At 42.9% G+C, this 15,493-nt stretch carries 14 protein-coding genes; 9 read left to right on the forward strand and 5 right to left on the reverse strand.

Annotated elements, in window-relative coordinates; all coding sequences use genetic code 11:
* The 6 genes from G6053_RS22120 (at window position 1) to G6053_RS22145 (ending at window position 6,914) form a co-directional block, all read left to right on the forward strand.
* On the forward strand, window positions 1-444 hold the full coding sequence (locus G6053_RS22120; RefSeq protein WP_108635821.1) for a DoxX family protein: 444 nt from the start codon (window positions 1-3) through the stop codon (window positions 442-444).
* A gap of 4 nt (window positions 445-448) precedes the next feature.
* A complete protein-coding gene (locus tag G6053_RS22125; protein ID WP_108635644.1) occupies window positions 449-922 on the forward strand; it encodes a DNA starvation/stationary phase protection protein in 474 nt (157 codons plus the stop codon).
* Between the two features lie 4 nt (window positions 923-926).
* Window positions 927-1,592: a YoaK family protein gene (locus G6053_RS22130; protein ID WP_108635643.1), complete on the forward strand. Its 666-nt coding sequence runs from the start codon at window positions 927-929 to the stop codon at window positions 1,590-1,592.
* 77 nt (window positions 1,593-1,669) lie between these two features.
* Window positions 1,670-3,892: a histidine kinase dimerization/phosphoacceptor domain -containing protein gene (locus G6053_RS22135; RefSeq protein WP_108635642.1), complete on the forward strand. Its 2,223-nt coding sequence runs from the start codon at window positions 1,670-1,672 to the stop codon at window positions 3,890-3,892.
* 11 nt (window positions 3,893-3,903) lie between these two features.
* On the forward strand, window positions 3,904-5,280 hold the full coding sequence (locus tag G6053_RS22140) for a sigma-54 dependent transcriptional regulator (protein ID WP_108635641.1): 1,377 nt from the start codon (window positions 3,904-3,906) through the stop codon (window positions 5,278-5,280).
* A 38-nt stretch (window positions 5,281-5,318) separates the two neighbouring features.
* Window positions 5,319-6,914: a sigma-54 dependent transcriptional regulator gene (locus G6053_RS22145; RefSeq protein WP_108635640.1), complete on the forward strand. Its 1,596-nt coding sequence runs from the start codon at window positions 5,319-5,321 to the stop codon at window positions 6,912-6,914.
* Between the two features lie 72 nt (window positions 6,915-6,986).
* Here G6053_RS22145 and G6053_RS22150 read toward each other — a convergent pair whose 3' ends face one another.
* The 4 genes from G6053_RS22150 to G6053_RS22165 all read right to left on the reverse strand — a co-directional run bounded on the left by G6053_RS22150 (window position 6,987) and on the right by G6053_RS22165 (window position 9,757).
* The gene (locus G6053_RS22150) at window positions 6,987-7,808 is read right to left on the reverse strand and encodes an alpha/beta hydrolase (RefSeq protein WP_108635639.1); all 822 of its coding nucleotides are present in this window, start codon (window positions 7,806-7,808) and stop codon (window positions 6,987-6,989) included.
* 234 nt (window positions 7,809-8,042) lie between these two features.
* The gene (locus G6053_RS22155; RefSeq protein ID WP_108635638.1) at window positions 8,043-8,552 is read right to left on the reverse strand and encodes a thioredoxin domain-containing protein; all 510 of its coding nucleotides are present in this window, start codon (window positions 8,550-8,552) and stop codon (window positions 8,043-8,045) included.
* 6 nt (window positions 8,553-8,558) lie between these two features.
* Window positions 8,559-9,014, reverse strand: coding sequence for a redoxin domain-containing protein (locus G6053_RS22160; protein WP_108635637.1), 456 nt, complete (start codon window positions 9,012-9,014; stop codon window positions 8,559-8,561).
* 191 nt (window positions 9,015-9,205) lie between these two features.
* A complete protein-coding gene (locus G6053_RS22165; RefSeq protein WP_108635636.1) occupies window positions 9,206-9,757 on the reverse strand; it encodes an antibiotic biosynthesis monooxygenase in 552 nt (183 codons plus the stop codon).
* Between the two features lie 225 nt (window positions 9,758-9,982).
* Between G6053_RS22165 and G6053_RS22170 the strand changes: the two genes are divergently transcribed.
* Both G6053_RS22170 and G6053_RS22175 read left to right on the forward strand, forming a co-directional pair.
* Window positions 9,983-10,834, forward strand: a complete 852-nt coding sequence (locus G6053_RS22170; RefSeq protein WP_108635635.1) for an SDR family NAD(P)-dependent oxidoreductase — start codon at window positions 9,983-9,985, stop codon at window positions 10,832-10,834.
* Window positions 10,835-10,904: 70 nt separating this feature from the next.
* A complete protein-coding gene (locus G6053_RS22175; protein ID WP_108635634.1) occupies window positions 10,905-11,819 on the forward strand; it encodes a response regulator transcription factor in 915 nt (304 codons plus the stop codon).
* 134 nt (window positions 11,820-11,953) lie between these two features.
* Here G6053_RS22175 and G6053_RS22180 read toward each other — a convergent pair whose 3' ends face one another.
* Window positions 11,954-12,478: a hypothetical protein gene (locus tag G6053_RS22180; protein ID WP_108635633.1), complete on the reverse strand. Its 525-nt coding sequence runs from the start codon at window positions 12,476-12,478 to the stop codon at window positions 11,954-11,956.
* 336 nt (window positions 12,479-12,814) lie between these two features.
* Here G6053_RS22180 and G6053_RS22185 point away from each other — a divergent pair, with 336 nt between their 5' ends.
* Window positions 12,815-15,412: a family 78 glycoside hydrolase catalytic domain gene (locus G6053_RS22185; RefSeq protein WP_165308507.1), complete on the forward strand. Its 2,598-nt coding sequence runs from the start codon at window positions 12,815-12,817 to the stop codon at window positions 15,410-15,412.
* Window positions 15,413-15,493 lie beyond the last annotated feature (81 nt).

Raw genomic sequence — 15,493 nt, forward strand, 5'->3', positions numbered from 1 at the left:
ATGATGGAAATACTTCAAAAACTATTTTATACCGACTTAGGTACCGCGGTCAACAATACCGCTCTACTTATTTTTCGGATACTATTCGCTTGGGAATTACTTACCGTCCATGGCCTCAAGAAGATAAAGCAAAGCCAGGAAGCTCAGGTAGAGCAGATTCCCAATCCCCTGCATCTCCCTGAGAAGCTTAATGCTGCTGTTGCCCAATTTGCCGATACCATCGTACCTTTCTTCATCGCACTCGGACTATGTGGAAGGCTGGCTATACTTCCAACCCTTGGGGTCACCGCTGTTGGCTATTTCGTGGTCCACCGTCATGATTCGCCTCAGGTCAGAGACATTCCATTTATGTATACGTTATGTCTTCTATTCCTGCTACTGACCGGCCCTGGAGCCTACTCTATCGATCATTTTATCTATCAACTATTAATAAATATACGTTAACAACATGGAACCACATATCGGAATAAAGGAAATTCATTTAGCTGATGCTGCCCATTTTCTCGCTAAATTATTAGCGGATGAGTATCTGTTATACACCAAAACCCGAAATGCACACTGGAACATCGAGGGTCCAGACTTTTACAACAAGCATTTGTTTTTTGAAGCCCAGTATAACCAACTGGATGAAATCATAGACAGCCTCGCCGAGCGTATCCGCACATTGGGGCATTATGCACCGGGAACTTTAAAACAATTCCTACAATTGTCTCAACTCACTGAAGAAAGCAGACAGACCAACCAGAGCAGCGGATACATCAGTGACTTGCTTGTTGATCACGAGAGCATTATTATTTCATTGCGCGAAAAGATCGATTATCTGGCCACCCAGCTTAAAGACTTTGGAACAAGTGATTTCATCACAGGATTAATGGAAACCCATGAGAAAATGGCCTGGATGTTACGCGCACATTTAAAATAAAATTATGGAAAATCAAAACAATGCGCACATCACCACACTGGTTCTTACGCTTGTAGGAGGATATTGTGATACCGTCACTTTTGTGGCCGCTGACAAAATATTTTCGGCTCATGTTACAGGCAACTTCATTGTTTTTGCTTATCAGCTGATCAATGGTGGAGATATCAGTGCTTGGATCAAATTGGCCACTTTTCCCGTTTTTGTCGCCGCTGTCATGGCGGGCGGGTGGCTCACCTCACGTTCGCACAAGAAAAACACCGTTCTGTTCGTCGAAGCCCTGCTACTCGTAATTGTAGGATTATTGGCAATTATGCTTCCAGTCGAAGAGTCCAAAACAGTCATGTATGGACTCGTGATGCTTGTTGTGTTTGCGCTGGGGATGCAAAATGCTTTCGGAAAATTATTTGCAAAAGCTACACATGGACCGACGACCATGATGACCGGCAATGTGACCCAGGCCTCACTGGACCTATGTGTGTTGATTGCCAATAAATTTAAAAACCCTGAGACAAATGTCAGTTTTGGGAAACAGCTGATTACACTATCGGGATTTTTCATTGGATGTTTGGCTGGTGCTTATTTCGGTAAACAACTTGGATTAAGTTCTATTATATTTGCAGGAATAGCAATGCTAATCTGTTATTTTCTTTCCAGAGATAGCGAGCATTAACGGATAGCAAGCTTAAAAACAATAGCGGTGCAAGCGTCGACTTATCGTCCGTTTGCACCCAATTAATATCCACCTTGATGAAAATCAAATTTTTACTAAGCGTATTTATCCTTTGGATGAACAGTGCTTTTTGTCAGGACAATGGCCTAATTGACCGGTATATGGACAGTTTATCCCTTGAGCATGATACCGGACGCAAAGGTCATTTTTTATATGAGGCCGCAAAGTGTTATCTCGAAAAGCCCGGTGAATTGAAAAAAGACCTCGACAGTGCGCAATGGCTCAATAGAAGGTCCCAAAAGCTGCATTTGGCAGCTAATCTCAAAACCGAAGCCGCCATGAATATGCTTTTAGATGCGCGCATTCAGGAAGAGATGGGCAAACCATCCCTTGCTAAAGAACAAAAGGCAGCAAGCCTACGTTTTGCCCATAGCCATCGCCTCAATAAAGCTGCGGCAATAATTTACTTATCCATGGCAGGGGATATCAAGGACGTAGCCTTTAATCAAAAAGAAGCAATCTTTAAAGAGGCTTTGCTACAGGCCACTAAGACTAATGACAAGCTGCTCGAATCTAAAATTCTGATGGAACATTCCAGTTATCTTTCCGGATATGGTGATTACAAAGGAGCAGTAAATACCGCACACCGCGCTGCCACATTAAAAAAACAGGCCGGGGATCAGAACGTCAGCAGGGAACTGGTATCCGTAGCCGGCAACCTCCGATTACTCCTCCGCCTCAAAGAAGCACTTAAATATGCTCTTCAAGCTCGCCGTATTGTCGAAAACGAAAATACGCCGACAACGCAAGATGATATGGCTGCCGTTTATAATATTGTCGGGCTAATCTATTATGATCTTAAATCCAATAAAGAGGCGCTTGCAAATTATCAAAAAGCATTTGAAATTGCCAAGCAAAAAGGTGACCGCTATGCTATCCATACCATAACCCTCAATCTGGCGACGATATTATCCCGTTTAAATCGTACCGCGGATGCGTTGAACCTGCTTGATAATGTGACAAAAGACTATATTTCGGATCTCTATACGATACGTTATGCCTATTTGTATACCATGCTTTACTGCAAAACCAAGGACACCCAAAAAGCACGCCCCTATTATCAAAAACTGTTAAGCTATTACAAGACAGGAAACATTACCGGACAGGAAAAACACATTATGATGATCGGCATTACAAGCTTCCTGTTTGCAAACGGTCAGATCAAGGAAATGTACCCATATTTAGCGGAAATTGAGCGCTCCTTGACAAAAGAAACAAGTTTGTTGCGTGTATCAGAGTTACGTAAACTCCATTACCTGGCCGACTCTGCACGCGGGGATTTCAAATCAGCTTTTAAAAACTTTGCAGCATTCAAAACCATCAGCGACTCGATCAACAGCGTGGACCGTGCAAAAGAACTGACCGCACTACAACTGGACTACGATACCGAAAAGAAGGATCACGATATCGTTTTGCTCAAACAAAAAGGTGAGCTCCAGAAATCACTGCTTGAACGTGAAGCGATTATACGGAATGTCTTCATTGGCAGTCTAATTGTGCTTATTATCTTCGTCGGGTTTCTCTATGTTCAGAACACAATTAAAAAAAGAAGCAACCAAAAACTCACGCTTAAGCAGGAAGAAATCAATACCCAAAACGAAAAGTTAAAACAGTTGATTGCTGAAAAAGAATGGCTCCTCAAAGAAATCCACCATCGTGTTAAAAACAATATGCAGATTATTATCAGTTTGCTAAATACACAATCCGCTTACTTAGATAATCAAGATGCGATCAGCGCAATCCAGAATAGCCAAAATCGGATGCATGCGATGTCTTTGATCCATCAAAAACTGTATCAGACCGATAACCTCTCACGCATTGACATGAAGTGGTATATCCGGGAGCTTACCGGTTACCTCAAAGATAGCTTCCAATCTGAAAAAAAGATAAGCTTTGACATGCAATTGGATCAGATCAGCCTCGACGTATCGCAAGCCGTACCGGTTGGACTTATTCTTAATGAAGCGATCAATAATGCCATCAAACATGCTTTTGATCAACGGGAGGGTACGGTTTTTATCAGCTTCAAACGAATCAAGGTAGCGCCCTATGATCTTATGCTCAGTATTGCTGATAACGGTGTGGGCTTGCAGGAAGATATTGACAAGGACGAAAACGATTCTTTTGGCATGAGCCTCATGCGAGGTCTGACCTCTCAGCTCGAAGGTGAGTTTAACCTTGTATCAGACCATGGCGTTTTTATTACCGTCCAATTTTCTCAAAAAGAAGGTGAAATTTAAGACAAAATTTTATGCACAAAGGCAACAAGATCTTAATCGTAGAAGACGAATTTATCGTCGCTAACGATCTCAAGATGATTCTCAAAAAACATGGCTATCAAGTTGTTGGTATCGCATCTTCGGTTACGCAAGCTACAGGAATCATCGAAACCCAAAAGCCCGACTGGGTCTTGCTTGACATCATATTAAAAGGAACGGAAACAGGTATCGACCTTGCCATGCGACTTAACGAAGTACAAATTCCATTTCTCTTTATATCAGCAAATACAAACCAGGGAATTTTGGAAGCGGTAAAAGGAACCAGACCTTATGGCTTCTTGACCAAGCCTTTCCGGGAGAAAGATCTTTTCATCATGTTAGATATTGCCAAGGAACGGTTCATGACAGAGAAAAAGGATTGGGAGACGCCTGTAAAAGTGGCAACTGGTAAATCTGCCAAAGAGGAAATTGTAGGTACAAGCCCCGCTTTTAAGGAGGTGTTGTCACAGGTGGAGCTTGTCGCTCCGACTGATACCTCGGTATTGCTTTCAGGAGAGAGTGGCACAGGCAAAGAGAAGATTGCACAATCCTTACATCAGCTTTCACTACGCAGACAACAACCTTTAGTTGTCGTCAATTGTGCAGCAATCCCCCTATCCTTGATCGAATCCGAACTTTTTGGCCATGAAAAAGGCGCATTTACGGGAGCTCAAAATCGCCGTATCGGCAAATTTGAGCAAGCTGATCGCGGCACAATCTTTCTGGATGAGATTGGTGAACTGCCGCTGGAGGCGCAAACCAAATTGCTCCGCGTACTTCAGGAACAAGAAATCGACCGCGTTGGCGGCGACTTACCGATCAAGATCAATGTGCGCATCATCGCTGCCACCAACCGCAACCTCGAACAGGAAGTTGCTCAAGGGCGGTTCAGACTTGACCTCTACTATAGGCTCAATATTTTTCCGATCGCTATCCCTCCGCTACGTGAAAGGACAGAGGATATCGAATTACTCGCAAATTATTTCTTGGCTAAATATGCTTCTAAACTCAACAAAGACATTGTGGGTTTTACAGCCAATGCTTTTGCACAGCTGCAGGCCTATCCATGGCCGGGCAATATTCGGGAAATGCAACATTTGATCGAAAGAACTGTTTTACTGACAAAAGATCCAATGATCAGCACATTTGCTTTTACAGATCATATGGGAGGTCAAACCAAAATTGGGGGTAAACAACCCCAAAAATTGGGATCACTCGAAGAAATGGAACGTGCCCATATCTTGCGGGTCCTTGAATCCTGCAATGGAAAGATTTCTGGGCCAGGCGGAGCAACAGAGATTTTACAGATCAGCAGCTCCACCCTTTATACCAAAATGAAAAAATACGGCATTACATCGGACTTCTATTAATAACAAAATTTCATTTTCCTTCTTTATAACCGCTAAACATGACCTCAGAAACAGCTCTACAAGCGCTATACGACCGTTTACGAAAACGGGAAAGCGAACAGCTTAAGCAATTAGCACTCAGTCAAAAAATGGCAACAATATCTACCCATAAGGCATTTGAGGCGCTTCAACCAGATTTGCAAAATTTTTTGGATCAAGATAACTTGTACATATTTGTTGCGGACAAAGAGGAAAAAAGCTATAGCCTACTTTTACAGGTAAAAAGAAATACGCAGGTTATCAATAACGACTTGTGGAGCTGCAAAGCAGGATTTTTTCAGCATTGCATTGATTCAGCCGAGCCAGTTCAACATGGTCCCAAAGAGATTTTAAAAGCCGAAAGCACCTTCCCTACGATTCTTGTTGAAGCGGTACGTAGCGGCAGTAAGGCAATTATATCCATGGCATTTCGAATGCATGACCAACGCTGGGCAATATTAAGTCTGGAATACAAAAAACGGACAGATAACGATCTACAACTCATTAACCGCATCACCAGCCTTATTCCGCAACTTAACATTACCATAGGCAATATACGGATGAATACCCAGTCAGTACAGCTTACGACATCCAAAATACTCGCCTCGCCAATTGTATCCTCCGCCCCGGTGCGAACCGATTTTACAACGCCAGAGGTTTTAAGAACACAAATAATCGGAAATAGCGAGCAAATAAAGATCATAAAATCACAGCTCGAAACAGTTGCCAGTACAGAAATGACCCTGTTGATTCAAGGAGAAAGTGGAACGGGAAAAGAAGTCGTCGCTCAGTACCTCCATCGTCTATCTACCCGTTCTCAGCATTCTTTGATCAAAATCAACTGTGCTGCGATTGCACCGACATTGATCGAAAGCGAACTTTTTGGTCATGAAAAAGGAAGTTTTAGCGGTGCTATAAAGCGTAAGATCGGTAAGTTCGAACAAGCTAATGGGGGCACCTTATTTTTGGACGAAATTGGTGATCTCCCTCTCGTATTACAAGCTAAGTTGCTTCGGGTGTTACAAGAAAAAGAGGTTGAGCGTGTTGGCGGCAATAAAATTATTCCCGTAGATGTGCGCATTATTTGCGCAACGCACAAGGATCTACTAGCCGAAGTACGGGCCGGCAACTTCAGAGCAGATCTCTATTACCGTATAAGCGCATTTCCAGTCACGTTACCTCCTTTACGTGAGCGTAGAGAAGATATCCCCATCTTAGTGCAGCATTTCCTTGAAAAACATGCCGGAAAAGTTCCGCCAAAGCAAATGGGAAAAAAAATGCTCCAACGTCTTGGTTTACATCCTTGGCCGGGCAACATTCGTGAACTGGAACATGTTGTAGCACGTGCAATTCTTTTGACAGAGGGTCCGACCATAAAAAACATCATGTTATCAGACAACCCAGTTTTTGTCGGAGCAAACAAAATTCCGGACTTTAGTCCACAGACCCTTGCAGACTTTGAAAAACAATATATCCTTTGGGTGTTGCGACGCTGCAATGGGCTTATTTCAGGCACAAATGGTGCTGCGACCATTCTTGGCATTCCAGCAACCACATTACAGTCCAAAATGAAAAAGCTTGGTATAAGTAAGAAATTTATATCCCTAAAAGAATAAACAAAAAAGGCCGTTCCTAAAAAAGAACAGCCCCACTACTATTTAAAAACTAATTTTGATCCGCGGCACATTTTATTTTGTGATAAAAGCCAGGATATCTTTATTGATTGTTTCTGCTTCAGTTGTCGGCATTCCATGCGGGAATCCAGGATAAGTGATCAGCGTACCATTTTTCACCAATTGTGCTGCTCTTCTACCCGTAATATCCAGCGGTACAATTTGGTCATCCTCACCATGTAAAACCAAAACAGGAACCGCTACTTGCTTAAGTTCTTCCGTAAAATCTGTTTCAGAAAATGCTTTGATACAGTCGTAGTGCGCTTTTATTCCCCCCATCATTCCTTGTCGCCACCAATTATCCATCACCCCCTGCTGCACATTGGCTCCATCCCTGTTATAGCCATAAAAAGCAAGGGTAAAGTCTTGAAAATATTGTTGTCTGCGTGTCGCTGTATTCAATCGGATTTCATCGAACACGCCCATGGGTACACCGTCAGGATTTGTTTCGCTCTTAGCCATTGTCGGTGTTACGGCACTAATTAATACCGCTTTTGCGACACGTGAAGTCCCATGATTGGTTATATAGCGGATTACCTCCCCACCACCAGTAGAATGGCCGATATGGATCGCATCTTTTAAATCCAAAGCTGCTACCAATTGTGCTACATCAGAAGCATACGTATCCATGTCATTCCCTTGGTCAGTCTGTGTAGAGCGTCCATGACCACGACGGTCATGCGCAATTACGCGATAGCCTTTATCGAGGAAATACATCAGCTGAGCATCCCAGTCGTCGCTTGACAAAGGCCAACCATGATGGAAAACGATGGGCTGCCCTGTACCCCAATCTTTGTAATAAATTTCAGTTCCGTCTTGAACTTTGAATGTTGCCATGATGAATAATTTATATTTTTAATTGTTTAATTTATACAATATACGTAATACAACAACTTAACCATAAGACACAATACGTTGTTTTTAAGGTATTTAAAACAAAAACTTTCCATTTAAAAACAACGAAATATCGTTAATTGCATATTGGATTGATCGGTTGTCCACGAACCTTCCAACACGCGCAACAGGCCTTATCTTATCCGCCCAATCCTAATTCAGGCAAGATTTAAATTATCAATTTTCGTATAGTATCCGGACAAGATCCTCTGCGCCGCCATCGAATTTCTCGCCGTTGACAAAAAATGTAGGTGTACCATTTACCCCGCTCATCATACCACTTTCAAAATCACCCTCTACTTTTTCGTCCAAGCTTTGGTCTTGCATGGCGCTTTTAAAATTCCCGACATCGAGCCCCAGTTGTTCAGCAAGATCTATAAACAACCTTGTACTCAGGTTTAACTGGTTTTCATAGATTGCATCATGCATCTCCCAAAATTTACCCTGTTGGCCCGCTGCTTCGGCAGCAAGTGCCGCTGGCCGCGCATATTCGTGCATCTCTGACAATGGAAAATTGCGAAATACAAACCTGATTTGACTCCCCAATTCGGCCATCATCTTTTTCAATATGGGATGAGCAGCGCCACAATGTGGACATTGATAATCCCCATATTCGACAATCGTTACCTCTGCATTGCCATTACCCTGGATATGATCCTTATCGTTTACTTTTGGCTTTAATGACATAAATTTCTATTTAAGATTTTCCAATGCTTCTATTATCCCATCTGCTCCTGGATTTACCGCTGTTGGCGATAGGTAGCTCCATTGAATAACACCCTCTTTATCGATCACAAAAAGAGCACGTTTACATTCTCCTTCCTCCTCATCATACACCCCATATTTTTTCGCGACTTCACCTTTTGCCTCAAAATCCGCCAGCAGTGGAAAGTGCAATTTTCTGGATTGTGCAAAAGCAAGATGACACCATTTGCTGTCTACAGATATACCTAATATCTCTGCATCATATTTCTTAAAATATTTAAGCATTTCATTGTACAGCGCCATTTGATCACTACATACCGGGCTCCAGTCAGCAGGATAAAAAGCAAGGATTACATTATGACCTTTAAATTCCGACAATTTAATTGTCTGATCCGGAGTCGCATACAAGGTAAAATCAGGCGCAACATCATTCTTCTGTAGCATATTAAGATATTTAAAATTTAACCATCACCCAGGGCCGCAATCCGGTTTAGCTATTTATCGCATTGGGCCCTACCTATAAAACAAAGTGTTGTAATGGAAAAATTGTTTTATTTTCTTTGCGATCAAATCAATACAGTGCCCGTTGTACACTCAAATTTACGCAGCAATTGAGCTGTATTTCATCGTTTCCGTTACTTGTTTAACCATTTACGGATCATCTTTGTATAATTGGGCATGACCAGATAAACCATCAAAAAAACGATACATCCGGAGATCAATAATCCATCAGAAAAATGATTTTGAGGAATATGAAAATACCGGAGAACAGGCAGCAGAATTATTGGTATAGTCAATGACAGCGGGTAAATTGCTGACCAGGTAACAAGATATTGTTTCCAGCGTCGCGGCACCTGATGGGCTTGCTCTGCTGTTTCAAAAAGAAACTCGAGGCCTGATTTGATCTGATAGCGGTCTTGCTTCCGAAATAAGGGAGCAGCTTTCTCGATCATACGTCGACGCGTGTCCGATTTCATCCAATTTTTTAGGTTATCGACAGTATCAAACCGGATAATTACCGTATAGACAAACGTCAATTTCGGGATAGGACGGATGATCTGTAAGTCTATAAATCCTCTCGCATGTTTGGTGAGCGGAACAACCTCCGCTAGCCACTGATCGTATTCCAATTGCTTGTCATCTAAAATATGATGTGTTATAACGACAGAGGCTCCCTGATTTTCCATAGTTATTATTTGTTAAAAGTTTACATTTACACAACCGGGATATACTTATGCCCGGTATCTATCTTTTCTCTCATCGCACAGTTCGTAGGGATTGCCTATCGAAAATACAATTTTATAAAAAACATCAAACCCACGATTTGGCTACGAGATCCGTCGATCTGCCTACATCCCAAAAATACCAAATCATCAACTTTGTAGCATCAATTTATTTTTAAACTAAAACACATGAAATCACAAAAAGTATGGTTTGTTACCGGTGCCTCCAAAGGACTGGGTTTAAGTTTGGTAAAGGAACTTTTAGCACAAGATTATCTTGTTGTAGCGACCTCGCGTACGAAACGAGCCCTGGAACAAGAAATCGGTGAAAATGAAAATTTCCTTCCCCTTGAAGTCGACATCACCAATGATGCGGACGTCGCACGGGCAGTGCTGTCGGCAATTGATTATTTCGGGCGGATCGACGTCCTGGTCAACAATGCAGGATACGGGCAGACAGGCAGTGTCGAAGAACTCAGCGACTCCGAAGCCCGACGCAATTTTGACGTGAATGTCTTTGGATCACTCAATGCTATCCGGCATATCGCACCGCATATGCGACGTCAGCAATCGGGGCATATTTTTAACATTGCATCCATTGGTGGCCTTGCAGGAAATTACCCGGGTTTTGGCATCTATTGTTCCACAAAATTTGCTGTATCCGGATTTACGGAAGCACTCGCTGTTGAAATGCAGCCTTTTGGTATTCACACGACCCTGGTTTATCCCGGTTATTTCAGAACGGATTTTTTATCCGATGGATCAATCCAAACCGCAGCCAATCCCATCGAAGCTTATGTCACAGCACGGGAAAATGAAGCAGCGCACTTACACCAGATCCATGGCAATCAGACAAACGATCCGCAAAAAGCAGCTACTTTATTGATCGAGCTCAGCACTTTGACACATCCGCCAGTCCATTTCCTAATGGGTGAAGATGCCTTTGAACTAGCCAAAAACAAGATTAACATGTTGACTGCCGAGATTGAAAAATGGAAGAGCTATACGGTATCCACAGGTTTTGAACAGACTGCACAATAGCCTAAAGCTAGAACTGACAGCAAGGAAAAATCAGCAACATTAAAAAAAGAAAATAACTAAATTTACAATTATGGAGAATACATTTCGCTTTCATTCCCTTTCGGAGTTCCACAGCTTTTGCGGGCTGCCCCAACCAGAGCATCCCTTGATCAGTTTGGTTGATTATAGTCAAGTGCACTATCCTATTAATGACAGCAAATTAAGTTGGATACAGCATTTTTATTCGATTGGTTTAAAGCGAAATGTAAATGCCAGGTTCAATTATGGGCAGCAACAATATGACTTTGATTCGGGTGTATTGACTTTTATATCACCATTACAATTCTTGAAAGTAGAGATTAATCAAGAGGTCCGTGCCCAACCCAGTGGCTGGATTCTCTTGATACATCCCGATTTTTTGTGGAACAGCGAACTGGCGAAGCATATCCATACATACGATTTTTTCCAATATGAAGTCAACGAAGCACTTTTTCTTTCCGAAAAGGAGGAGGCGGTAATTGTTGACATTCTCCAGAATATCGAAAAAGAATATCAATCCAACATCGACAAATTCAGCCGCGATCTGATTCTCAAGCAGATCGAACGGCTGCTCATCTATGCAGAACGATATTACGAACGTCAATTTATCACACGAAAAAAATCCACTCAGGAGCTGGTGACCCGTTTCGAAAATATACTCTCGGCACATTTTAGCTACGACAGCCTGATCACAAAAGGAGTTCCAACAGTAAGCATGCTTGCCCAGCAGCTCAATCTTTCCCCTAATTATCTCGGTAGCCTACTGCGTATCTATACGCAGCAAAATACCCAGCAGCATATACAACACAAAATGATCGAATACGCCAAACTAAGATTGAGTACCAGCGCCTTATCGATCAGCGAAATAGCATACGAGCTAGGCTTTGAGCACCCGCAGTCATTCAGTAAAGTCTTTAAGAAAAACACGCAACAGAGCCCCGTAGAATTTAGGCAGGCGTTTCAATAAGTACGGCTTGCAAACATCCAGATCATCCGTATCCACCATTTTGCTCGCATGATCTGGAAAAACCGATCGATCTTAGGCTATTTCCTCCAATCCATAGACCGTTGCCTTGGGTCTTTGCAGTTTTAGCGATACCATTAATCGGCATAATACCCTTCAACACCAATTCCGATCGTCCAGAAAAACTTCGCTTTTTCAAAGTCTTCGAGCAGCATATCCACATTCTCTTCGTATTCCCCTTCGGCCTTTATCGCTTCGATATCCTCCTGGATATCCTCTACGGTCATCTGCCGCCAAACACCAACTGAGCTGTTCAAAAAGGCATAACAATACCCCGCCTCAGCATCATCGACAGGTCCACTGTTTTTTTCACTCAATATATGGAGCAGTTCGTCGGCTTCCACCTGAAAGGGGTTGACTCCGTAGATACTGACTTCGGTCTTTTGGGGATAAGGGCCATTAATGCTTTCGATGAATTCAAGCTGCCCCAGGTCATTGAAATCCAACCGTAATTCGAGCTCATCATAATAATACTGACCGTCAAGGGCGTCTGATGGCGCACCCAGAAATTCCTGTACCTGCGCTTGGTCCATGCCGAAGGGCACTCGCCCTAAGTCTTCAATATGAATTCCTACAAGTGGAATAAATTCGATCTTTTTCATTGTTTACATAGTTGAGCGTTCAAAACATCCTTTCTTAAATCGTAAGATTCAATAGCTTAGTACTCTTATAAAGATAGCTAAAAATTGATGGACAACAATTTTTAGCCAAACTTTTCAACAAGAATTAACCTTACAGATCCAGCATTTTGTTTTTATTTTCAGCATAAAAAAGAATACATACATCTACCAAACCAAAAATCAAAAACACCTATAAAACCCTAACTAACAACAATATAAACCAACAAGAAGTTTTAAAAAGTTTACCAACAGATTTACGCTACTGAAAAACACTCACTTTGCTCACTACCTTTATGGAAACCAAATACTAGACCTCAAATGACCAATTCGTTTGCCCTATTATCGTTATGCCTACTTAGTGTATTGACCTCTGTTGGTTACGGCAAATCCAAAAACATCAAGTTATACGATCTTCGATGTGAGAACCTGATCAATCCAAATGCATTGGATAATACCAGTCCCCATTTCAGTTGGAAAATTAAGTCCCACGGAGGAGAAATGAGCCAACAGTTTTACGAAATTCAAGTTGCATCCGATAGCATAACCTTACTTGAAAATCATCAAGCAGATTTCTGGCAATCAAATAAGATCGCCTCCGACGCATCCGTCATGGTGCCTTATGAGGGCAAACCCCTTGCGTCTCGATCCCTTTGCTATTGGCGAGTGAGGATATGGAGCAACCAAGGCGAGCAATCCGACTGGAGTGATATCCAACGGTTTGGCATTGGGCTTCTGAAGGATCAGCCTATGCAAGGTGAGTATATTGGATTAAAAGGTGTGCAGAGCCCTTTGCTCCGAAAAAACTTTCATCTGGATGCCGTGGCACTCTCTTTTTTACATATCAATTCGCTCGGATACTATGAAGTATATATTAATGGGAAAAAGGTGGGCTCAGATGTACTTTCTCCTGCAGTGTCCCATTTGAACAATCGTTCATTGATCAATACGTATGACATCAGCAGCTATCTTCGTAAGGGTGAAAACAGCATAGTACTTTGGCTAGGCACGGGCTGGTACAAGAAAACCACAGGTTTTAACGTTGCTTTCGATGGCGCGTTAGTCCGGGCTCAGCTCGACATTCGCAACAAGGGTCACTGGCAAACAAAATTTGTCTCCGACTCCTCCTGGCAAGGTTCAGTAACTGGGTACGCCGATACAGGGCCCTGGCAGGCACTGCAATTTGGAGGCGAGCGTGTCCATGCGAGCCTAAATCCAACAGATATGGATGCTATTGCCTTAGACCATCGCTCCTGGTCGCCAGTATCCACGATAGCACTTCCCCATATACAGGCTAGCCCACAAATGACCGAGCCCAATAGCATTCAAGCGACCTACCGGCCCACCTCAATCAAACAGCTCAGCGATAGCAGTTGGCTGATTGATATCGGAAAAGCTCTAAATGGATGGTTCGAACTGGAAATGACTGGTTTAAAGAAAGATCAGACCGTTGTTTTCGATTATAGCGATGCCTTGGACACTACTGGTAATTTTATACCTCAGGGACAACAGGATAGCTACATTGCATTGGGACTTCATCGCGAAACTTTTCGCAACAAGTTCAATCACCATGCTTTCCAATACATCAAAATTTCTAACCTCGGACATAGCCCCAAAAAGAAAGACGTTAAAGCGCATTTAATCCATACTGACTTTCGCCAGATCTCTTCTTTTATCTGTTCGGATTCGGACCTCAATGCCATCCACACGATGATCCAATACACCATGCGTTGTCTTTCTTTCAGTGGATATATGGTCGACTGCCCACATTTGGAACGGGCCGGATATGGTGGCGACGGAAATTCATCCACCAATACCTTACAAACCATGTTTGCAAGTTCGCCACTATTTGTCAACTGGCTACAGGCCTGGTCGGATAGCATGCGCGAGGGAGGCAGCCTACCACATGTAGCACCCAATCCTGGTGCAGGTGGCGGCGGGCCTTATTGGTGCAGCTTTTTCATTATGGCGTCCTGGCGTACTTATGTCAACTATCAAGATCCGCGGTTGATCCAACGCCACTATTCTGCCATGAAACAATGGCTCTCTTATGTAGAGCGCTATAGCAGAGATGGGCTCCTTACACGCTGGCCAGATACCAAATACCGCGATTGGTTTTTAGGAGACTGGCTTGCCCCAGCTGGCGTAGATGCGGGAGCTGCTCGCTCGGTCGACCTAGTCAGCAATTGTGTCGTGAGCGAATGCTTGGCTACGATGGAGAAAATAGCCACAATCCTCCAGCTCCCACAAGAAGCACAGGACTTTGCCACACGAAAAAGAAAATTGGACACTTTGATCCATCAGGTATTTTTTAATGAAGAGACAAACCAATATGCTACAGGCTCTCAACTTGACATGAGCTATCCCATGCTGCTCGGAATCACGCCCAAAGCTTCCTATACGACAGTAAAACAACAGCTCTTAAGAGAAAGTGCCGAAAAATACAACAATCATATAGCCGTAGGGCTCGTTGGCGTACCAATTCTCACGCAATGGGCCACGGACAACGATGCTGTTGACTTTATGTATACTATGCTCAAGCAGCGGGGTTATCCCGGCTATCTTTTTATGCTTGACCACGGTGCGTCCACGACCTGGGAATATTGGAGTGGAGAGCGCAGCCGGATCCATAATTGTTATAATGGTATCGGAACTTGGTTTTACCAAGCTCTCGGTGGAATCCGTGTTGATGAAAAACAACCAGGCTATAAACATATCCTAATTAGTCCGCAGATTCCCAAAGGCCTTACTTGGGCAAAAACAGCCATTGAGACTCCTTATGGTGAGGTTAAAGTAGATTGGTCCATCAAAAAGCATAAATTAAAGCTCGATATTACCCTTCCTGTTGGAAGTACTGCTACGGTAAAAGCCCCAGAAGGATTCGAAGAGAAGGATATCACGATCAATTACCATCAATAATCCAACGATTGAAATAAGATAAGCGGGCAATCCAGATCCGCCAAATTGCCATTAAATAATAAGCGGGACCAAAACTATTTG

Origin of the sequence: Sphingobacterium sp. DR205, from assembly GCF_011064245.1 — a bacterium.
GTDB classification, from domain to species: Bacteria; Bacteroidota; Bacteroidia; order Sphingobacteriales; family Sphingobacteriaceae; genus Sphingobacterium; species Sphingobacterium athyrii.